Consider the following 21,285-nt stretch of genomic DNA (forward strand, 5'->3'; position numbering starts at 1 on the left):
GTAGAGGAATCTAAAAAAGGATTATGTGGGTGGAGCCTCCCTAGTTTCCTCCAGGATGTCCTCTATCGCCTGTGTCCTGAACCCGCTGTATACTGCTCCGTAGTGTGCAGCCAAGGTAACTATGGCCGCAACTATAGTATCCTCTGGGAAAGGTATTACGGGGTTTAGGCCGAACCCTCCAAAGTAGGATATTATCGACATCACGAATATGAAGGCGAGTAGCCAGTAGCTGGCTTTGATCTCAGTCTTGGCATCCTGGGTCTTAGATTCGGACCACAGCAGGGCTATATCCAGCGCAACCAAGCCCACCATGATTAAGAGGTATTCCATAAAGCCTACGTTGTTTGCCGCAGTCAGCCCTGAGGTAGAATCGTAGAGGAGGAACGCGTCCGCGAGCACCACTGCTATGTTAACTACTCCCAGGACCACTGACAAGTTCTTGCCCATCCCCATCATTTTATACGCATAGTATCCGAAGAAGAGGGCAAGGCCCAGGAATATTCCTGTGACCACATAGAACAGGACTGCGAAGCCTGACCAGTAGACTATGAGGCCTGCAGCTAACGTAGCTATGGGAGCTATCACTTTGGCTAAAGGAAGCTTATACGTCCTCTTCAGCTCTGGCGCCGTCCTCCTTAGGGTCTCCAATCCTATCCCTCCCATGATGTACGTGAAGACCGTGGCTGAGCTGATGAATCCCGCCAGAGACTGCCAAGAGGGGAAAGGTAACATGAATATAGCAGCTATTATTGTTGCAGCGATGAAGGAGATGACAGGTATCCTAGTCTTACCTAGCTTCAAGAACGGTCCCGGTAGATAGCCATTGGACGCGAAACCGTACAGGGTTCTCCCGCTAGTGCCCAAGTATATCCACCCAGTTCCGCTGGGGGACACCACTGCGTCGAGGAGGAGTATGTAGGCCCAACCACTGAATATGAGGGCGAGTATACCTAGAGGTGCAGCAAGCTCAAATAGCTGGTAGAAAGGTCCTGAGGAAAGTTTCGTATAACCCAACGCAGTCCAGTTGCCATACGTGACCGGCATTGTGGAATTACCGACGTTTATGCTGAGGTTACTCCAATTTATCCCTCCTATGAAAGCCAGCTGAAGGAGAGTGTAAAGGAACAGGGCGATCACCAATGATCCTATCACAGCGAAGGGTATATCCTTTTGAGGGCTCCTCCCCTCACCTCCGTACTCTACCGCCTGCCTGAAACCCAAGTAAGAAAAGATAACTCCAGTGGTGGGAATAGCGTAAAGGACGGCAGAGAAGCCATATATCCCAGAGGCTCCAGCTGCCACCATGTCCTTTGCTGGGAAGAAGCCTCCTCCTGCAGTGAGGTTAGCCGGATGGAAATACGTCACTAATAATATGACAATGGTAACTCCAGGTATTAACAACTTCCACCATCCAACGCCGTGAGTTACCTTACCTAGGATGTTAACTCCAAGGTAGTTCAGAAGGAAAAAGAATACTAGGAAGAGGTAGGAAACTAATATCCCGGAGGGCGTCAGAATCCCGTTCACTGTGAGGGACGGCACTAGAGTGGAGAGGTAAGTCACCGTGGCTGTGGCCTCTATGGCGGGAACCGACGATGCAGAGAGGAAGTAGGCCCAGGTTATTATGTATCCGGCCACTCCTCCGTGAGTGTAATGGGGATACCTCACTATTCCCCCTGTCTTGGGAATAGCTGAACCTAGCTCTGCATAGGTCAGTCCCACGAAAAGTATTAGAATCCCCGCGATTATCCAGGAGAGGATGGCCGAGCCTCCAGCGTCCTCAGCGGTGTATAGGGCTCCGAACAACCACCCAGATCCTATTATCCCTCCCAGGGACAGGTACAAAAGTTCGAACTTGCCAAGTGCCTTTCTCAACTGCTTATCTGATTGAGCTCCTAAATCTCCTGCCCTTTGGGGTTTCTCTCCAGATCCAGACATATCAATCTTCATGGCGAGATATATAATTAAAAATCTTTCTAGTAACTGCAGGTGTTACGTTCGTTGTTTTTAAAAAATACGAGATAGTCTATAGGTTATGTTTAACCTTAATGCCAATCTCATTGACCAAGTGGATATGGATCTGCTTCATGAGGGTTCTAGCTGACATCATAAGCGTAAACTACGTCGGATTAAGGCACTACTCCACGGGATTTGCGGTTTCTGACCTGCTCCCAGCTCTAAGGGTGAGGGTTCCCCAGGTCTGGAGAGCAAACCATCTCCCCAGACTGGGAAAATCCCATCTGGTTGTCTGAGGGGTTACAGCGTACCTTTAAATTTTGACGAACTTCGTCAGGGAAGGTAATCCTTTTTAATACTGTATAAGTAAATTTAAGCGGTTTATTATGACCGAGGAACAACCTCTGAAGATGGGACAGCAGGAACTGGAGGAAAAGGCCGATTACAACATGAGGTACTTCAAACACCTCTTCACGCTAAGCAAGGAGAAGCCCAGTGAATTCTGGGGTTCTCTAGCTCAAGATTTGTTAGATTGGTACGAACCTTGGAAAGAGACTATGAGACAGGAGAATCCCATGACCAAGTGGTTCCTCGAGGGTAAGATAAACGCCTCTTATAATGCCGTGGATAGACATTTGAATACCTCCAGAAAGTTCAAGGCCGCCGTAGTTTGGGAGAGCGAGCTTGGCGAAAGGAAAATAGTAACTTACCAGGACATGTTCTACGAGGTTAACAGATGGGCCAACGCCCTGCTAGAGCTCGGAGTCAGGAGGGGAGATAGAGTGACCATATATATGCCCCTCATTCCAGAAGGTGTTGCCGCCATGTTGGCCTGTGCAAGGATAGGGGCTATACACAGCGTAGTCTTTGCCGGGTTCGGCTCACAGGCTATAGCAGATAGGGTCGAAGACGCTCAGGCCAAGGTTATCGTGACTGCTGACGCTTATCCGAGGAGGGGAAGGGTCGTGGAGCTCAAGAAGACCGTAGACGAGGCCCTCAAGAGTCTGGGTGAGAGGAGCCCAGTGAAGAAAGTCCTTGTGTATAGGAGAATGAAGACTGAGGTGGATATGAAGGAGGGAAGAGACGTGTACTTCGACGAAGTGGGAAAGTACAGGTACGTAGAGCCGGAGAGGATGGACTCCAACGATCCTCTCTTCATACTTTACACCTCAGGGACGACTGGGAAACCTAAGGGTATAGTGCACTCCACCGGTGGTTTCCTCACAGGTACCTCCTTGATGCTCCTCTGGAGTTACGGCCTCAGCCAGGAGAATGACGTGCTCTTCAATACCTCCGACATAGGTTGGATAGTGGGACACTCATACATAACCTATTCCCCTTTGGTCATGGGGCGGACCGTCGTGATATACGAGAGTGCCCCAGACTATCCTTACCCAGACAAGTGGGCTGAAATCATAGAGAGGTATAGGGCCACGACCTTCGGTACTTCTGCCACAGCTCTGAGGTACTTCATGAAGTATGGCGACGAATACGTTAAGACCCACGATCTCTCCTCCCTGAGGATAATAGTGACTAACGGCGAGGTACTCAACTACTCCCCGTGGAAGTGGGGGCTCGAGGTATTGGGCGGTGGGAAGGTCTACATGTCTCATCAGTGGTGGCAGACGGAGACAGGGGCACCTAACTTGGGTTACATTCCAGGAGTGGTATACTTGCCCATGAAGTCTGGTCCTGCCTCTGGATTCCCGTTACCTGGGAACTTCGTGGAGGTCTTAGACGACTCCGGAAACCCAGCCAAGCCCAGGGAGAGAGGTTATCTGGTCATGAGGCCACCGTTCCCCCCGAACATGATGATTGGAATGTGGAACGATACTGGTGAAAGGCTCAAGAAAACCTACTTCAGTAAGTTCGGTTCGCTTTACTACCCAGGAGACTACGCCATGGTTGACGAGGACGGTTACGTCTGGGTCTTGGGTAGGGCAGACGAGACCATAAAGATAGCAGCCCACAGGATAGGAGCTGGGGAAGTGGAGTCTGCCATAACTTCCTTCCCTGCAGTTGCGGAAGCAGCGGTGATAGGAGTTCCGGATCCAGTCAAGGGAGAGGAGGTCCACGCCTTCGTGGTGCTCAAGAAGGGCTATTCACCTTCACATGAGTTGGGGAAGGAAATACAAGCTCACGTCAGAAAGGTGATGGGGCCCATAGTTTCTCCCCAGGTTCACTTCGTGGAGAAGTTACCGAAGACTAGGTCAGGTAAGGTAATGAGGAGAGTGATAAAGGCCGTCATGACTGGAGCGAACCTGGGGGATCTGACCACCATAGAAGACGAGGCGTCCATGGAGGATATAAAGAGAGCTGTGGAGGAATTAAAGAGAGAGCTACGAGGCGCATGAGATAATACCCGGATCCTGGTACTACCCTGAATTTTTTACCCTTAGGTTAAATAAAACTTTCAGTTAACTCTCTGGAAAAATTTTATGGTGCATTCGTTGGTTCACTCATGGGTAGAACACAACCCTCCTTCACCGCATCTGTGGACTCAGAGATGGAAAAGTTGAGTAGAATAGCCAACAGGGTAGGTCTCCCGTGTCTTAGGCAGGCTGTGACTGAGGCGTCTAAGAGGGTCAGATACTTTCAGAACGCCTCCTACGACGAGATGATGAGCCCACAGGAGTTGGTTATGCTGGCCTTAATCTCTGCAGTTGCAGAGGGGTTCTGCAGCGATGGAGGGGTACGTAGTTGACATTTTGCCTGGGGCCGGAAGTGCGACTCTGATCCTCAACGGGTTTAAAACTGTGGAAGTCAAGACGACCTTCCCCATTTACATAGAGACTCGGGATCCAGATAGGGTAGCACAACATCCAGACGTAGTTTATTACGAGGGCGAGCAGTGGAGGTACCTCGACGGAAGGGAGGTAACCCTCCACAGGTTTGAGCTGAGGGACTTAAGAGCTTACTACCACTTATCCAAGCGATATAGGGTGCTGAACGAGCTCCCCACGGTTCTCTCTCAGACCTTGTTCAGGTTGGGGGCGCTCCCCTTCAGGAAGGTCAGCATCAGGAGGGGGGAAGTGGAGATCGTGAAGGACGAGCTGGATCTCTCCGAGCTGAGCATAGCCTCAGTCGTGACAGAGGATTGGTTCGGCCCTTCTCCCACAGGTCATAAGTTCAGGGCAAACTTGAACGGGAGAGAAATGACTGGGGATCTTGACGATCTCAGCTTGAGGGCAGATGTGGCTGAATGCATGGGTAGGGCTTGCCATAAGATCAGGGCATCGGTCAAGCTCAACATGGAGGAGAAGAGGGCTCCAGTATCAGTTAAAGGATTGATTGAGTGGTCTTACGTGAGCAGGACGCCTGTTAGGGAGTTAATGAGAGCTACCATAGGTAAGGCACTCACAACCAATGAAGCTTGGGTGGCCTTCAAGAGGAGAGTAATAATACCTGATGTGGTTCCGAGAGTAGAGAAGGAGAGGAACCTGGAGCAGTTGAGGTCCGTAGACAAGGGAGGCCTCGTCCTCTTCCCCAAATTGGGCTGTTTTAACGACGTGGTGCAGGTGGACTTCTCCTCCCTCTATCCGTCCATCATCATTAAGTATAACATATCCGCCGAGACAGTGGACGCTTGCCACGACGTAGTTACCGAAATAGGACATGACCTGTGTTACAAGGAGAAAGGGATAGTCCCTGAGGCTCTGGAATGGCTGGTGAACAGGAAGGAATACCTCAAGTCTGTGGACCCAGAGAGGGCCGAGGCCGTGAAGTGGATATTGGTAGCATCTTTCGGGTACTTAGGTTATAGGAACTCCAAGTTCGGGAAGATTGAAGCCTATGAACTCGTGACCCATTTCGCCAGGAAGACGCTCAGGAACGCATTGGAGATAGCCTCCGAGAGGGGACTGGAAGTTATACACGGTATAGTGGACTCACTTATGGTCAAGGGGAGAGACGTGGACGACTTCGTCAGGGAAGTCCAGGAAAGAACCGGGTTCAAACTCAAGGCCGAGCCCATGAGTTGGGTAGTGCTGACCTCCAGGAGGGATGGGAACCCCTATCCCATGAGGTATTTCGGGAGGACTAGTGACGGGGTGAAGATGAAGGGAGTGATAAGGGATAATATGCCTAATTTGGTGAAGGACTTCCTGGAAGACTTAAGGAAACTGATGAGTTCTGCCAGTGACTGTGAGGAGTTGATGACGCTGAGGGCCGAGGTTATGAGACTCTTGAGAGGTTACCTGGAGAGGGTAGTCTCAGGTGAACCTAGGGATTACGTCGTGTGGGTCAAGGGGATACCGTACGTCAGGGGAGTGAGGGGGTTCTACGACGCCAGGAACGGGTTTCTAGGTAGAGACTTGGAGTATTATAGACAATACCTGAGTAGAACTGTGAGGGTGGTATACCCTTGGCTCTGACCACTGGGTTCCCACTCCTCGACTCCTTGATCAGTGAAGACAAGATAGTGGAGTTCTACTCTCTGGATAGGGAGTTACTGACACTCTTTTACCATAGGGTCATAGCTGTCTCTTCTCCAGTTCAGGTGGTCTTGGTTGGGGAAAGGGGTGGACTGGACCCAAATATGGTGGAGAGGTTCCAAAGGATCTATGGAGTTACTGGAGAGATACGCGTAAGGAGGGCCTTTAAGGTGGAGGACGTGAGTCAAGTCTTGAAGGTAGTAAGGGGGGAGGCTGTGATTGTAGACCCCTATCAGCACAGGAAGTGCTACTCAAACATAGTGAAATACCTCAGGCTTGACGGCTCCAGGAAATATATCTTTAGTTTCATGGATAGGGAGAGGGAAGGATCGCTCTTCGGTGCACACTCTGCTGGATCGATCCTGAAGTTGAGCAGGACTAAGGGTGGCTTTAAGGTGGAGATCATTAAGAGCGTCACGTTGGGGAGACTGGAGATCCCATTCGCTACCTGGGAGATCTTTGGTAGGTCAGAGAGCGGTCTAATACGCTGGATTATTTAGGTGGTCTAACGCCGTTGTCAGCAGTCTCCCACAAATCCTAAAGTTTATATTATCAATGAGAAATAAACATGTGATCACACCGGATGAGGGCGATTCAGGGCTCCATTGCGATTTCCATTTGTTTCTATAGAATGAAAGTGACTTAATTGATCCTACATCAGTACACGAAAAGGGGACGAGCGCTAGGTCATACCATGAGACACTCATTCAATCACGTGGTGACCTCGCTCGTCCCCGAGTTACTTGGGAAGGACGAGCCATTAAATGAAACGGCTGAGATGGAGAGGAGGGCCCTGGAGGAGAGGAGGACCTCCCCCAGGTACGCCAGGGGGAAGGAGGTGAGGAGGAGGGGTTACGCCAGGTACAGGTTCTTGAAGGGGTTCAAGGTCTCCCTCCGGGGGGTCGTGTACGGGCTGGAGTGGGTCACGGTGAGCTTACCCGTGCTGTACAGGGGAGGGGAGAGGGTGAGGACGAGGGTGGAGGAGGAGGTGCTCAGGGAGGAGGGGGTGGTGCTCAGGTCCCTCCTCCTGCCCGTGTTGGGAGGGAAGTTGAACGCCAAGCTCTGGACCCAGGAGCTGGAGGTGAGGGGGGACTTCAAGTACGTGGTCGTGGACGGGAAGTACGTGAAGTTGAGGGGAGGGAGGAGGGGGGTCCTCTTAATCGCGTTGGGACTCACTGACCACGGTGTGAGGGCCGTGCTTGACGTGGTCCTGACCGGGGAGGAGGACGTCGTGAGCTACTGGGACCTCCTGGTGAGGCTGTGGAGGAGGTACAACCTCACCCTGGTCGTAGCCGACGGGGTGAAGGCCCTAGACACGGCCATCTCCCGCTCCGGGATCAAGGTCGCGAGGCAGACCTGCCTGGTCCACCTCAAACGAAGCAGGAGGGTGAGGGTCTTGCTGGACCTCCTCCTCTCCCTCGCCGAGTCCGTCCCCACCCGTGGCTCTCCCCTCCTACCTCCTCGCCCCCAGGGAGCTCTGGCCCCTCCTCAGGTCAAACAACCTGGCCGAGTCCTTCAACTCCCTCCTGGAGAGTTCGGGAAGTGCCACTCCCCCTGGAGGACCGGATCGCCCGGGCCATAGCCCTCAACTACAACCTCTCGACCTGTTATCTCATCATTGTAATATTACAAGAACCCTTATTTCTTCGTGATATGATCAAATATATTCAGTAATTCCTTCATTGAATAAGTCTAAACCGAGAGATATATTACAATTTGCAAAGGAGCCCTGAATCACCCTTCCTAGTCCCCTTTGCACCTATTATGAAAAAGACTATAAACCATAAAAAGATCAATTATTTGTACTACTAGTATTTTTCATTAAACTACAAATAACTTCTAGCTGTTTTAGGATATAAGTTATTCAAATCATCATTTATGGCTGCATTTATAGCCTTTTTTAACTCTATTGCTCTAGTTTCCCAACCAACTTCTCTTAATATTTTTTCAGCTTCCTTAAGGTGTGCTAATCCTTGATCCTTCATACCAGATTTTAACTCAAGTAATCCAAGAGCCCATAGAGTAAGAGCCTTTTCATCTATTACTAAATCATCTATTAATTCAAGACTCTTCATTAAATACGAGATACCTTTTCCTATATTCTTTTCCACTTCAGCTACATAAATACCCATCCCCCTTAATGCTACGCCTTGTAATAAAGGTCCTTGGATTTTTTTTCCCATTAATGATTCAACTTTCTCCATATCTTCCCTAGCTTTTTCTATATTTCCCAATCTAAGATTTAATACACTTCTCTCAGATAAGCATACCATTAAATGGCCAAATCGCATGCATCTAGCTAAATCTTCAATAGCTTTATTGTAATATTCCATTGCTAAAATCGGATCACCTTCCTCTATAAGCATACTAGCTATTCCCCATTCACAATGACCTAAACCAAATAAATTGTGCATTTTTCTAAAAATTTCTAACGCATTTTCAGCTAGTATCCTAGACTTTTTTAGATCTCCTTTTCTATATAATACAATAGCCATTTGATGAAGAATAGGTGCTCTATTCTCTATATCTAGTTCATCTATACTATCAAGGGCTCTTTGAAGAAGATCTAACGAGTTATCCAATTGTCCCATTTCTTCATAAACTTCAGCCATTAAGGTTGCCATTCTGCTAAACCATATTGAATTTCTCTTTCCATAAATTTTCATACCTTGTTCACATACTTGTTTAGCCTTATCATAGTTATTTATTACTATATATGATGAACAAAGAAAATATAATAATTGTGCGTAAGTTTCCCAATCTTTTGCTGATCTGATTACACCTTCCATATCCTCAAATATACTGAGAGATTCATTAATTTTTCCAGAAAGATGCAAATATAATCCTTTAAAATACTTAAATTTAATTCTTCCATAAGGAGAAAGTTCTTCTTCTATCACATCTTTAAATAATTCATTTACTTTCTCCAGTAAACCTGCATTAGCTAATCTAGGTAAGTATTTTACTAAAGATAAGGCTTCTTCTTCCTCTCCTGCCTTGATAAAATGATACACAGCCTTCAACCTAGAAAAAGGATCCAATAGTTTTAGATAGTAATGAGCGGCTTTTTTATGAAGCTCTTCTTGAGAGGATGAATTGTCATAGATTATATCTTTAAGAGTATTCGAAAGCCAGTAATTTTCACCATAACTCTCAATTAATGACATATTTTCTAATTCTCTTAAATAATTTATAAGACCTTTAATGCGAGTTAAACGCCTTAAAGAATCTAAATTTATAGGGGAGTCAAAAACAGATAAGTGTTCTAAGATTTTCATATGCTCACTAGTAAGCATTTTTCTAAGCTCCATTATTAACCATTCATTAAAGGATTTTACAAGCAATCCCTCATTTTCAGTTGCTTTAGAAATGCATAAAAAATAAAGACCTAATGGATTACCATCCAATTTTGATACATATGTAGAAGCATTATTAAAAGATTTGTTACATTTTATAGCCAAAAATTCCTTAACTTCCTCTTCACTCATTCCTTGAAGATGTATACTATATGATTTATAAAGATTTTTAATCTGTTTACGCGAAATCACAAATAAGCTTTCTCCTTTTTCAATCAATTGATTAACCAATAATTTAATTGAGTCATCTTTACATAGATCAAAGTTATCTAGAACCAAAAGTATATTATTATTAATAATCTCGCCAACTGCTATATCGATAAGGATTGAAGAATCCTTTACTCCAGCTATAATATAATCTGGTAAGGTCCTATATCCTTTTAAAAAAAGAAATGTCGCTAGTTTATTTAAGAAATATTGAAAAGTATCTATTTCTTTGCAATTATACCAAAAAGTTTTGTTTTCTAGTCCACTATCCCATATAAATTTTGCTACTAATGTAGTTTTTCCAATACCAGGCATACCCCAGATAATTATTGGACCTTTCCAAGAACGTATAAGTTCTAATTCAGCTCTTCTTCCTATAAAAGATGTTACTATAGGTATCATATTTTCTAATAGTTTATGAGGTATAATTATCTCCGATTCTATATCTTTACCTCTGATAACGAATCCCATTGGGGTAAAATTTATCTCTAAGCGATCTAGCATGGGGTAATAGAGTTTTACGTTTTTGTTGCCAACTCTCTTCCAAGAGCTTAATACAAGTCCGGCTTTCTCCATTTTCCTAAGCCTATCAGAAACGTGAGATTCTTTCATACCTAATTGCTGAGCGATTTTTCTGACATAAGTTGGTTCAGCTCTTAACATGGTTATTATAGTGAGATTTATTTCATCAGATATAATATCCAAGATCTCTCGATCTTTAATATCATGTCTAAGCCCTTTTTTAATAGTCTTTTTAGAACTCACTTTTATCAAGTAATATTTAATTATAAATGTAGCTAATAAATTTATATAGGTGCTGTTCCCTATCTAAAATAAGAGTTAAGTACAGCAGTTATGGGACTTTAACGTAACTTAAAGATTTTCATCAGCCTGGGTGGTCAGCCTAAATGACGTTCAAGAACCTGAGGAACGCCTCCACGCTCCTCAGGTTAAGCTCCCCCACCAGCTCCCTGACGACGTTGGTCACGTGAAGATCGTGAGGTAGCCCTGAAGCCTCTCCCTCCTCCAGAAGGACGAGTCCTCCAGTCCAAGGGCCTTGACGTCCCTGTGGAGCTCCTCGATCTCCCACCTCATCCTCCATGCCTCTTCGATCTCCTCGCTGAGCGAGAGATCGGTAGTGTAGAGGTACCTGGCGCGTGTCCCGGAGGAGTCACGTTTATGTTCCCGGACTAGCAACTTCACCGTAATCGCTCGGCCTCCCAGGGTCAGGTCGGCGTAGTAGACTCCGGGGGTATCCCACTCGGAGGTGTCCCTCCTCGAGGGTCCCCCGGGACGACCCTGAGCTCGGTTGGACTTGAGCTCAGACACCACGTTGTCCGTCACGAGCTTCTCGGACCAGTACTGGGGTCGAAGACGACCCTGGACACGCGGAAGTGCTCCTTGAGCACGTCCAACATCTCCCTGGCCATCTCGATCTTGGTCTTGAACTCGGTGACCCTCACAAATCCAACATCTTCCTCACGGCGTAGGGGAAAGCTCTCACCATGAACGTCCTGCCCGTGGAGAGGTCCACTATCACGACCGTGAGGAGCTTGACCCTCTCGAACCTCCCGTGGGCGTGACAGTAGATCCAGTAGTTCTCAGGGGCTCACGTCCTCCCAGAGCGTCGTGGTCCACGGTGTCGTCCACGATGACGATCTGGCCCTTCACCAGCCCTGACAGGACCTCCAGCCCCTCCACGCGTCGTCGAGTTCTCCCAACGCCCCCAGCAGGTTTGAGTAGTCCAACCCGAACGTCTCGGCCCTGGTCCTCACGCTGGCCCTCCGTCATGACCATGAGGACTAGTGCCAGTTAACCTCCCTGCTCCTCCTGTTCCTCCTCACCACGCCCAGCCTGTTGATCTCCCTGACCAGCCTCTCCCTAGCGAACTCGACCTGTCCCTTTCCGCACCTTTTCAGCAGGAAGACGTCGAAAAATAAAAACCTCTCGCTAATACCGATTTCTTGGTATTACCTCCCTAAGATTCCCATAACTGCTGTTCAATATTATCTCTTTTTCGCTTATCATAGGTTCTTCTCTCAGAATTTCAACTATCCTATTAGCAATTTTAGCACTTAATGATCTAACTCTTTCTGGCATTATTAAAACATAAAAATCTTCTTTTTCCTTACTCTTTATAGAGACTATTCTCTTTTTCTCGGTTTTCTTTTCCTCTGCTTTACTTTCTTCTCTTCTTTCTCCTCCTAAATTATTATTTAATTGATTAGGAGAGTTTTGTTCACTCAACTCTACTCACTCTAATAATAGCAAATATTTAAAAACCCTCTCAAGGTTTGGAATAGCTTAATCAAATATATTATTGCTAGCTAGAATGATACTAAGGCTACGTTACTGTATATTATTTCTACGTTATTGTATATATATATTTGCCAGGGCATTGCACGTATTTCATTTCTATACCCCCTCTTTTTTTGCTTATAATCTTAAACAAATTTCTATACCCCCGGGCCAGGGCCCGCCCTAATTTGCTTTCTGCTTTTGCTTATTCTTTGCAGCTTTGCTTACTCTAACTCTTTTTCTAAACTCTCTAACTTTCACTTTGCCATACTCTTCTTTTCTGCTGCTTTAACTTCAAACTCTCTTCTTTTCTACTAATTTGCTTCCTTTCTTACTAAGCAGCTTTTACTAACTTATACTCTAGCAGCCTTGCTTTCTGTCTACCTAACAAACACTTCTTTTGCTTTACTATTATCTTTGCTTCGCTTCTTTCTAACTAGCTTTTCTTATTCTTCCGCTTACTCTACTTTTTGCTTAATCTGCACTGCTTACTACTTACTCTCTTCTCTGCTCCTAAACTCTATCTTTGCTTACTCTCTGCTTAGCAGCTCTACTCTCTTACTGCTTTGCTATTCTCTTCTTTTCTGCTCCTACTATCCTTCTAAGCAGCTATTTTGCTTACTTACTCTTATAACATAACTAGTCTTCTAAATAACCCAACCTAATACCCTCAAAAATATCTAATTTTAGTTTATTTATATTTAATTTTTAGTTGAAAAATAGAGTAAATTTTTTAAATAATATTTATGAGAAATTATAGTGTTAAGTGATTTTCCGCTAAATACTAACCCAATGTAAAATGACTAAGATACTATTTAATAAAAAATTTACTTAATAAAAAATAATTTACCTAAAATGTTTTATAATCTTTTTCTAAATATCAGAGCAATATTTGTTAATATCAATATTATAACTAATACTACAAGAATCAATATTGCTGTATTTAATGTAGAAATCTTATTATTTATTCCTTGTTGAACTAACATAGTAAGATTATTGGAATTTTCTAAGCCATTAATAGTAGAATTAAACTGAGTAATTTTATTATCCATATAATTAATTTTTGAATTTAATTGGAAAATTTGATTAGACATATTTGTCATTCGATTTAGTATAACTGATATACTTTGATTGTTTGTAAAGGTTTTAGGCAGAACAATTATTGTTCCTGCCATCCCCATATTATCGTGTATTAGGCAGACATAAGTATATATCCCTGGAGTTATAAACGTTAAATTATATGACTGTCCAGGTATTAGAGGACCAGAATTATAGTATCCTGAACCATTAAATATATTTCCACCAATTGGAATGAGACTTAAAGGACTTCCGAACTCTGGTATTTCCATGCCTTGAGGCACAAAGGTTATAGTGTGAACTTCGTCTGGTGCATCTACTGTCCACACTACAGTATCACCAACATGAATTGTTAAAGTAGTTGGAAGGAATCTCATTAAACTTGCAGAAGGCGCTATTATATCACCTAAAGCTAATGTACCCTTATCGTTACTTATGTTTATGTACCAGCCTGCAGCGGGTATATCATAGCTAGTAGGGATGTAAGGATCTAAGGGATCTATCTTTAACATAGTTATCGAGGATCCAGTACCGTTAGAGTTACCAATTATTGGATTTAGAGTATAAGTCATTTTGCCTCCAGCTTCCGCAGCACCGGTAAATATTTGCACATTATATTTAACGCCTTGTTTAAGTCCTATTAAATTCACTTCAACTTTCATTAATCCAGGCGATATTATTGATAATTGAGCGAACCCACTAACGTTATCACTTGAAACTGAATTTAGATTTGCTAACGTGGTTGCAGGTGTCATTACTCCTGCGTCTATATGCCATATTGTAGTTCCGTTAGGACCTGAAGTTGCAGGTAAATTTACTTGTTGAAATAATGATTCCCCTTGTGCTATTGATTGTGATTCTTCAAGTTGTCCTATTACATTATACTGAGCTTGTGTCATAGGATATGGAGTTCCTTTTGGATTTACTATTACTACTCCCATCATTCCTGCATGATAAATACATCTATAAATATATACACCAGGTGTAGTAAAGGTTAGAGTATAATTTTCACCAGGTAGTAACATGCCAGATGAAACTATACCAGATCCATTGTATATATTTCCACCTATTCTCATATTAGCCTCTGGAGAAAATGGATTAATTGGTGGATTTCCACTAAGAAACGTTACCGTGTGAACTTCACTAGAATTGTTTATAAAAGTAATGTTATCTCCAGCATCGATTGTTATTATTTCAGGGAAGAATCCCATACTCATGACAGACATATCGGGGGTACCGCCACCAACATAAACTATCCATTCTCGATTGCTATAAACACTACTATTTGCATGGCTTAAAGTTTGTTGCGTCGAGTTACTATAATATATAAATAGCCCAACCATTAACAGTATTACTAGAAGGTATTTAGTTTCAATATATCGTCTTCCTTTAGGCGTTCTGGTTTTCATTTCTTTCTCCTTAAAGCGACTTACTAGTAGATACAAAAAATATTAGGTTTACCAAAGTTTGGTAAACCCGGAACAATTCACTTTGTATTTGGGCGATTCAGGGCTCCTTTGCGAATTGTAATATCTCTGTTGATTTGGACTTATTCAATTGAGGAATTACTGAATGTATTTGATCATTTCACGAAGAAATAAGGGATCCTGTAATATTACAAGAATGAGATAACAGGTGGAGAGGTTGTAGTTGAGGGCTATGGCCCGGGCGATCTGGAGTATCCTCCAGGGGGAGTGGCACTTGCCGAACTCTCCGGGAGGGAGTTGAAGGACTCGGCCAGGTTGTTGGACCTGAGGAGGGGCCAGAGCTCCCTGGGGGCGAGGAGGTAGGAGAGGAGGGGAGAGCCCCGGGTGGGGCAGGGAGAGGAGTCAAGTGCGTCCCTCACCCTCCTGCTTCGTTTGAGGTGGACCAGGCAGGTCTGCCTCGCGACCTGGATCCCGGAGCGGGAGATGGCCTCGTCCAGGGCCTTCACCCCGTCAGCTACGACGAGGGTGAGGTTGTACCTCCTCCACAGCCTCACCAGGAGGTCCCAGTAGCTCACGACGTCCTCCTCCCTGGTCAGGACCACGTCAAGCACGGCCCTCACACCGTGGTCAGTGAGTCCCAACGCGATTAAGAGGACCCCCCTCCTCCCTCCCCTCAACTTCACGTACTTCCCGTCCACGATCACGTACTTGAAGTCCCCCCACCTCCAGCTCCTGGGTCCAGAGCTTGGCGTTCAACTTCCCTCCCAACATGGAGTAGAGGAGGGCCCTGAGCACCAGCCTCTCCTCCATGAGCAACTCCTCCACTCCAGTCCTCACCCTCTCCCCTGTACGGCACGGGCAAACTCACCGTGACCCACTCCAGCCCGTACACGACTCCCCAGAGGGATACCCTGAACCCTCTCAGGAACCTGTACCTGGCGTACCTGGGGGAGGTCCTCCTCTCCTCCTCCAGGGCCCTCCTCTCGATCTCATTCATTTAATGGCGCGTCCTCCCCAACTACCTCAAGGACGAGCGCGGTCACCACGTGATTGGATAAACATCTCATGGTATGACCTAGCGCTCGTCCCCTTTTAGTGTTACTGATGTAGGATCAATTAAGTCACTTTCGTTCTATAGAAACAAATAGAAATCGCAATGGAGTCCTGAATCGCCCTACCGTTTGTCCCTACGCTCTCATTTCACTCATTTTATGTTCAATCATGATCGAGTGTAGGGACTTAGCCCTAAACCACCTACTAAGCTTAACGGTAGGTGGGTCATGGGACTCCTTTGAGCCCAACGGCACGGGGCTCACATCCCAGATCACTCCCACCCTTTTGGGCAGAGCCCACATCGGCGTGAGAGATCATCCTTTATCAGTAAAAATTGTAATAAATGGATATAAAAACATTTCTGTTAACATGGAAAAGGATTCAGCTCACTCCCTTCGTTCAGCGGTAGATCCGGGTTGGGCCTTAAGCCCGTTACCCTATCCCTCACCACGGAGAACCCTCCATTCGTGGTTCGTAGGGACTCGGGGAGGTTTGGAGCCCTTACCTGGCATCCCCTCACGGACACGCGTTCTATTTCACAATGCTTTGAAACATTTAGAATTTAAAAACTTCACCTTGCCCCTGGAAGAAGAGAAGCTTGCAATTCTCTTGTCATTAACGTTTATTCAGGTTTTTTACCTCGAGGGCAAAGCATACATATGCATAAACACGATTTCAGGGACGAGTTCCACGCAAGACTCCTAGATCCTAAACGGAAGTCCATTGAAGACCCTGAGAAGTTTATCCCTGAACTGTTATCGGGGAACGAGGTTGTTGTGGATATGGGATGCGGACCGGGCTATTACTGCCCTGTACTTGAGAAGTACTCCTCCAAGCTTTATTGCGTGGACATAGACGAGAAAGCCCTTTCTCTAGCTAAAGGTAGGGCAACTAAGGATAGTACAGTGTTCCTTAATGAGCCGGCAACAAATACCTCCATACCATCAGGAGTAGTAGACGTAGTCGTCTTTTCAAATTCGTTTCATGACATGGACAGAGAGAGCACGTACAAGGAGACTATCAGGCTTCTCAAGCCTTGTGGGAAAGTAATAATAGTGGATTGGAAAAAGGAGCCCACACCGATGGGTCCTCCCCTAGAAGTCAGGATGAGCAGACAGGATTACTCGACTATATTCAAGGACTTCGAAATAGTAAAGGAGTTTGAACCTGGGCCCTACCACTTTGGACTAGTCATGAAAAGGAAATGTTGAATTAAAGATAGAAGAATCCAATTACTGAAATTTGCATGTTTTACATTCTGGATAAACAATCCTAAGCAATTTAGTCAGGCACTCCTGGACTTCACCTTCGCAAAGGAATACCTTGATTCCCATCCTGGAGTACTCCTGAAGAGCTTCCTTGCTTACATCCTTAAGTACGATGATCGATGGGACTCCTCTCCCCTCACTAATACTTCCATCAGAGGAAAGATCAAAAAGTTGACCTTGGACCTCCACCAACACCATACTATGGTACTAGTGTTGATACTATAAAAAGGGCTAATGCTATGCCCAAGAGAGTCGAGCCCACTATTATGGAATCTCTCTTTGGAAGAAATGGAATCCCCATCCTACCTATTATCACGTACCCAGCTCCGTATACGGATGTTACTACCCCAATTATGGTGAGGATGACTTTAGTCACGAGTAGCGTATCCATTATAGTTATATTGTGATAGAAGATTATTAAGGTTTCTTCTACACTAAAACCCGAATTAATATATATAGAATATTACTCGTTTTCTAATAAAGTTGAAATAGGATACGCTAGGACTTGTCCAGTAGTTTTATGCGTTGAGGGAGTGAAGGAAGGAGTCCAGGAAAACTATTGAGAGATCATACCTGAATGAGGTATTGATATGCCTTCCCTGGAACTCCTCAAATACGTGTTTTACGCCCATTTTGTTGAGTAACATGTGAATGATCCTATTCCCGTACTGTAGGCTAAACTCATCGTTGTTACCAACGTCGATATATATTCCCTTTTTGAACATATTATCTCTCCTTTTGGCAAGAAACCTGACCGGATCCTTCTCAAGCCACTTGGCCCATACTTCATCCCTGATCTCACCAGTCGCTAAATCGAAGGGAAGTTCGATATCACCCTTAGTGCCAGGTGAGTAGAACGCGGCCATTCCAACTATCATCAAAGCCTCCATGAGCTCCCTCCTCTTCTTATCCTTTTGAGACCAAAAGTAGCTAACCCACTCCTTAGCGGAGCTGACTCTCCTTAAATACGGAATGACCTTAGGAAAGATGGGCAGGTAGGCGTACTCAAAGTAGGCGTCTGCTGAGTGTGAGGCAATTGCTGAGAAATCGTACTTAGTGCCCAGACTAAGGGCCCCATAACCACCAGAGGATTTTCCCATGACCCCCATCACGGTGGTGGAATACTTCTCCATAAGTATAGGCACCACTTCCTTGACGAGAAAACTCTCGTAAAATCCCACAGCCTCTGAGTCCAAGTACTGATTGCCACCTACCTTTGTGAACGTGTCTGGGAGTGCTATGGCCAGGCCCTTTACCTTTCCCTCCATTAGTAGTCTATCCATCCTCTCCATCAAGTTCTCTGAGAGCGGGTCTACGTTCAGCTGTGCAAGTGGGGTGGAAAAGTATCCACTAAGGTATAGTACGACGGGGATTCCTTCGGCCCTCGGAGGTCTGATCACTATCACTTTCCTAGTATAGGGGTCACCCCAGGGATTGTCCCTGAGAAATTCGCTCTCGATCTCAAGGAAATCCAAGGTCATTCCGTGGCTCCCAGTCCCGGACGTGTTCGTAACCAAAGTCCCACTTAGAAGGAGTGAAAATAATTTAGAAAAAATTTACCTCTTTCTTAACAAGAATATAGCCAACGCCACTATCACCACTATCACTATGCCAATGCCTATATAGACGACAGAGCTCGTGGAAGTAGATGAGGCACCACTGGATGGGGGTGTAGTGCTCGAGGTGGTAGAGGAACTTGTAGAGGAGCTCGATACCCCGTACACTGCGTAGTATACATTACTGGGGTCATCGTAGACCACCAGTCTCCCGTTGACTACGAAATAGTTCGTGGAGTTTAAGGGAACCATGGTTCCGTTGACCACCTTGAACACCATCACGTTCTCGTTCCTGAGCAGAGTTACGTTGAAGAGGATACTACCATTGGCGTTAACAACTATCTTCTGAGCGGGGTATTGATTTCCGCTCATGTTAACCGTAGTCTCGCTTACGTTTTCAGGTTTCACTACGGTGACGTTGATTACATGTCCGCTTGGGGTCACCACGAAGAATTGCGCAGTGCCGTTAACTGATACCTCCACTAGATAAGCTCCGTGACCCTTTCCGTGCTCTTGTACGAACACCGGATGAGATAGGTTCACGTTAGCTGTAGACTCTGCAGAGGCATTGTTCGTTATTATTATCATCACAGGAGTTCCTTTAATTTCAACTTCTGTCTCTACCTCAGGTTTGGGCGGTGTGAAGCTACCTGTCACAATCTTCAGTTCTCCGGCAGCGAGACTAGATAGAGAGCTGGAAAATAACCCGTTCCTGCTATTCTCCTTGCTTAGATAGGCTGAGTGAACGTAACCTATTGCAGATCCATTTACTCCGAAGAACTCAATGGTCTCAAACTGGAAGTAACTCTCTCCAGTGACCTCTAGCATCCTGATGCCGAGTTGCATTAACCCTCTTCCCTCCCCCTTCCACACCAGGGCAGGAACAAGGGAACCGTTAAAGTACGCCATTGTAGTATTATAACCTGCCTGCTTAGCTAAGGTCGTATTACCGAAAGTGACCTGCTCATCTTCGTTTTCATACCTCCTCGGGAAATTCTGTTGCACTTCAACATCTCTAGTGAAAGTGGCTATCACCCTGGCCGAAACCGTGTTCAGGGTCAGAGTCTCGTGGTAGCTGAAGCTTCCTGTTTTCAGTGGCAAGCTTATATTGGCCAGGGACGTGCCGTTGGAGAACACTAAAGTGAGAGTTCCTGTCCCATTGACATACGCTGAAGTCTGTATGGTACCGTTCCCAGACAAAAGCCCTGCCCACACTAGTTCAGTCATGCCTGACGTGTTAACTATCAGTCTAATCAGCTGAGGTATTTGAGTCATTACAGTTAGCCTTCCGTCTGGAGTTAAGGACACAGTGACGTTTCCCTGAAACTCTCTCATAGAACCTACAGTAAGTTTGTAGAGCGTAGACGATCCTTGAATTTGTACATCCTCACCTGTGTATTGTGAAGTGTATGTGGCGTTAGATACATAATAGTATATTGAACTGTTCATGAGTAATGATGTAGGAGAGTCACCTCCCTCACCCATCAAGCCACCCACATAGTATAGACTCTCAAACCGTTGGTAAGTTATCGTGAGGTTTCCCGTGGTCGTTGCACTCAGCGTAGCTGGTAACCAGGACAGGATTAGTATGGAGAGGACCAGTAGGACTACCTTTTTCTTCATGATTATCTGAGTCGGAATTGTCATTCCTCTATATAAGTGAGTCCGAGGATATCCGTTCCTTTAGGCCGAATTATAGATATAAATACAATTATTACTCGAGATGGAACACTGAAACATAATTCAATTACGTGGTGTTATGAGGGTCTCTCCAATTCTCCATTTTCTCCCATAGAGGACATTTTAGGAAAAATACTTAAAATGCTAAAATAGCTTCATAACGTTGCCACAAAGATTTTTGTATATCAAGTAGTATCTATGGATAGGAGACCAGTCATCAGGTAGTATTTATCGGAAAATCATGTTTTGCACTGTATAATTCTTATGAATCGTGTCTGAAAATTTATTTTTTAAGCAAATAAGAAAGTATAAACTGGCTAAAATTTGATATTTTTAATATTAATTATGATCCCTATGAAAAACCAATGAACCATAGAAATTCCCGTAAAATACTAACCAGGGAAGACCTCGCCTATCCCTCCTCGTGGTCATCACGTGACCAAGTCTGAACCCTTGGGCAGATAGGGTACTGGAGGACTGTAGTAAGTACTCCCTAGGAGATAGGGACGAGAGAACCTTCAGGAGGTGAGATCACCACCAAAGGTAGGTGAGGGAAGACCACAGCCTGTACTTTTCCCTGAGAAACCACGCGTTCACCTCGCCTGTCAACCACTACGAGTCCCTCCACGCATCCCTAAGGGGCGTCACAAGTTCAGAATAGTGTGAGAAATTGATGAGGGCGAATGGACCTTGATAGGTAACCCGTGGTTCTCTACATGCATTCAAGTTCAACTCCCATTTGTCCCTACACTTTCATTTCACTCATTTTATCTTCAATCGTGATCAAGTGCAGGAACTTAACCCTCAACCGCCTACAAATTACAGTAGTTGGGTCATGGGATTCCTTCGAGCCTAACAGCACGGGGCTAACATCTCCGTAATCCCTCCCACCCTTTTGGGCATAGCCCACATCCGTGTGTGAGAGGTTTATCCTCTATTGGAAAATTTGTTATAAACAGTTAGAAAAAGATTTC

General features: G+C 45.3%; 20 protein-coding genes and 2 pseudogenes. 7 read left to right on the forward strand and 15 right to left on the reverse strand.

The window, feature by feature from the left end:
* Positions 1-21 precede the first annotated feature (21 nt).
* The gene (locus METMK1DRAFT_RS11180; RefSeq protein WP_009074185.1) at positions 22-1,950 is read right to left on the reverse strand and encodes an APC family permease; all 1,929 of its coding nucleotides are present in this window, start codon (positions 1,948-1,950) and stop codon (positions 22-24) included.
* Positions 1,951-2,048: 98 nt separating this feature from the next.
* Between METMK1DRAFT_RS11180 and METMK1DRAFT_RS11185 the strand changes: the two genes are divergently transcribed.
* The 6 genes and pseudogenes from METMK1DRAFT_RS11185 to METMK1DRAFT_RS15740 all read left to right on the forward strand — a co-directional run bounded on the left by METMK1DRAFT_RS11185 (position 2,049) and on the right by METMK1DRAFT_RS15740 (position 8,063).
* Entirely contained in the window at positions 2,049-2,252 is a 204-nt protein-coding gene (locus METMK1DRAFT_RS11185) for a hypothetical protein (RefSeq protein WP_009074187.1), read from the forward strand.
* Positions 2,253-2,342: 90 nt separating this feature from the next.
* On the forward strand, positions 2,343-4,310 hold the full coding sequence (acs, locus tag METMK1DRAFT_RS11190; RefSeq protein ID WP_009074191.1) for an acetate--CoA ligase: 1,968 nt from the start codon (positions 2,343-2,345) through the stop codon (positions 4,308-4,310).
* A gap of 107 nt (positions 4,311-4,417) precedes the next feature.
* Positions 4,418-4,660, forward strand: coding sequence for a hypothetical protein (locus METMK1DRAFT_RS11195; protein WP_009074195.1), 243 nt, complete (start codon positions 4,418-4,420; stop codon positions 4,658-4,660).
* Positions 4,641-6,329, forward strand: coding sequence for a DNA polymerase domain-containing protein (locus METMK1DRAFT_RS11200; protein ID WP_009074197.1), 1,689 nt, complete (start codon positions 4,641-4,643; stop codon positions 6,327-6,329). Before METMK1DRAFT_RS11195 ends, METMK1DRAFT_RS11200 begins: the two co-directional genes overlap by 20 nt.
* Entirely contained in the window at positions 6,320-6,889 is a 570-nt protein-coding gene (locus tag METMK1DRAFT_RS11205; protein ID WP_009074199.1) for a hypothetical protein, read from the forward strand. The genes METMK1DRAFT_RS11200 and METMK1DRAFT_RS11205 overlap by 10 nt, the downstream gene beginning before the upstream one ends.
* 194 nt (positions 6,890-7,083) lie before the next feature.
* Positions 7,084-8,063, forward strand: a pseudogene (locus METMK1DRAFT_RS15740) (transposase).
* Positions 8,064-8,215: 152 nt separating this feature from the next.
* On the opposite strand, the gene METMK1DRAFT_RS11215 reads toward METMK1DRAFT_RS15740, so the two are convergent.
* The 9 genes and pseudogenes from METMK1DRAFT_RS11215 to METMK1DRAFT_RS18300 all read right to left on the reverse strand — a co-directional run bounded on the left by METMK1DRAFT_RS11215 (position 8,216) and on the right by METMK1DRAFT_RS18300 (position 16,109).
* Positions 8,216-10,717 (reverse strand): tetratricopeptide repeat protein, encoded by a 2,502-nt coding sequence (locus METMK1DRAFT_RS11215; RefSeq protein ID WP_048087978.1) that lies wholly within the window; start codon positions 10,715-10,717, stop codon positions 8,216-8,218.
* 219 nt (positions 10,718-10,936) lie between these two features.
* Complete coding sequence (locus METMK1DRAFT_RS20140; protein WP_425357383.1) at positions 10,937-11,296, reverse strand: hypothetical protein; 360 nt, start codon at positions 11,294-11,296, stop codon at positions 10,937-10,939.
* Positions 11,293-11,415 (reverse strand): hypothetical protein, encoded by a 123-nt coding sequence (locus METMK1DRAFT_RS20145; protein WP_425357384.1) that lies wholly within the window; start codon positions 11,413-11,415, stop codon positions 11,293-11,295. Before METMK1DRAFT_RS20145 ends, METMK1DRAFT_RS20140 begins: the two co-directional genes overlap by 4 nt.
* Complete coding sequence (locus tag METMK1DRAFT_RS20150; RefSeq protein WP_425357386.1) at positions 11,412-11,492, reverse strand: hypothetical protein; 81 nt, start codon at positions 11,490-11,492, stop codon at positions 11,412-11,414. Before METMK1DRAFT_RS20150 ends, METMK1DRAFT_RS20145 begins: the two co-directional genes overlap by 4 nt.
* The gene (locus METMK1DRAFT_RS20155) at positions 11,489-11,653 is read right to left on the reverse strand and encodes a hypothetical protein (RefSeq protein ID WP_425357385.1); all 165 of its coding nucleotides are present in this window, start codon (positions 11,651-11,653) and stop codon (positions 11,489-11,491) included. The genes METMK1DRAFT_RS20150 and METMK1DRAFT_RS20155 overlap by 4 nt, the downstream gene beginning before the upstream one ends.
* A 249-nt stretch (positions 11,654-11,902) precedes the next feature.
* Entirely contained in the window at positions 11,903-12,199 is a 297-nt protein-coding gene (locus tag METMK1DRAFT_RS11225; RefSeq protein WP_009074206.1) for a hypothetical protein, read from the reverse strand.
* Positions 12,200-13,110: 911 nt separating this feature from the next.
* Positions 13,111-14,736, reverse strand: a complete 1,626-nt coding sequence (locus tag METMK1DRAFT_RS11230; protein WP_172634142.1) for a cupredoxin domain-containing protein — start codon at positions 14,734-14,736, stop codon at positions 13,111-13,113.
* Positions 14,737-14,892: 156 nt separating this feature from the next.
* A pseudogene (locus METMK1DRAFT_RS11235) lies at positions 14,893-15,821 on the reverse strand (transposase).
* 120 nt (positions 15,822-15,941) lie between these two features.
* Entirely contained in the window at positions 15,942-16,109 is a 168-nt protein-coding gene (locus METMK1DRAFT_RS18300; RefSeq protein ID WP_009074214.1) for a hypothetical protein, read from the reverse strand.
* 357 nt (positions 16,110-16,466) lie between these two features.
* Here METMK1DRAFT_RS18300 and METMK1DRAFT_RS11245 point away from each other — a divergent pair, with 357 nt between their 5' ends.
* The gene (locus tag METMK1DRAFT_RS11245) at positions 16,467-17,018 is read left to right on the forward strand and encodes a class I SAM-dependent methyltransferase (RefSeq protein WP_009074221.1); all 552 of its coding nucleotides are present in this window, start codon (positions 16,467-16,469) and stop codon (positions 17,016-17,018) included.
* 21 nt (positions 17,019-17,039) lie between these two features.
* Here the strand turns inward: METMK1DRAFT_RS11245 and METMK1DRAFT_RS11250 are convergent, their stop codons facing one another.
* The 5 genes from METMK1DRAFT_RS11250 to METMK1DRAFT_RS19215 all read right to left on the reverse strand — a co-directional run bounded on the left by METMK1DRAFT_RS11250 (position 17,040) and on the right by METMK1DRAFT_RS19215 (position 21,242).
* Positions 17,040-17,273 (reverse strand): hypothetical protein, encoded by a 234-nt coding sequence (locus METMK1DRAFT_RS11250; RefSeq protein WP_009074231.1) that lies wholly within the window; start codon positions 17,271-17,273, stop codon positions 17,040-17,042.
* 1 nt (position 17,274) lies between these two features.
* On the reverse strand, positions 17,275-17,466 hold the full coding sequence (locus METMK1DRAFT_RS11255) for a hypothetical protein (RefSeq protein ID WP_009074233.1): 192 nt from the start codon (positions 17,464-17,466) through the stop codon (positions 17,275-17,277).
* A 127-nt stretch (positions 17,467-17,593) separates the two neighbouring features.
* Positions 17,594-18,556 carry an alpha/beta hydrolase-fold protein gene (locus tag METMK1DRAFT_RS11260; RefSeq protein WP_048088077.1) on the reverse strand — a complete coding sequence of 321 codons (963 nt, stop codon included), beginning with the start codon at positions 18,554-18,556 and terminating at the stop codon, positions 17,594-17,596.
* A 75-nt stretch (positions 18,557-18,631) separates the two neighbouring features.
* Positions 18,632-20,254 carry a hypothetical protein gene (locus tag METMK1DRAFT_RS11265; protein ID WP_245544635.1) on the reverse strand — a complete coding sequence of 541 codons (1,623 nt, stop codon included), beginning with the start codon at positions 20,252-20,254 and terminating at the stop codon, positions 18,632-18,634.
* 802 nt (positions 20,255-21,056) lie between these two features.
* The gene (locus METMK1DRAFT_RS19215; protein WP_082230050.1) at positions 21,057-21,242 is read right to left on the reverse strand and encodes a hypothetical protein; all 186 of its coding nucleotides are present in this window, start codon (positions 21,240-21,242) and stop codon (positions 21,057-21,059) included.
* Positions 21,243-21,285: the final 43 nt, after the last annotated feature.

The sequence above is a fragment of the Metallosphaera yellowstonensis MK1 genome, assembly GCF_000243315.1.
GTDB classification, from domain to species: Archaea; Thermoproteota; Thermoprotei_A; order Sulfolobales; family Sulfolobaceae; genus Metallosphaera; species Metallosphaera yellowstonensis.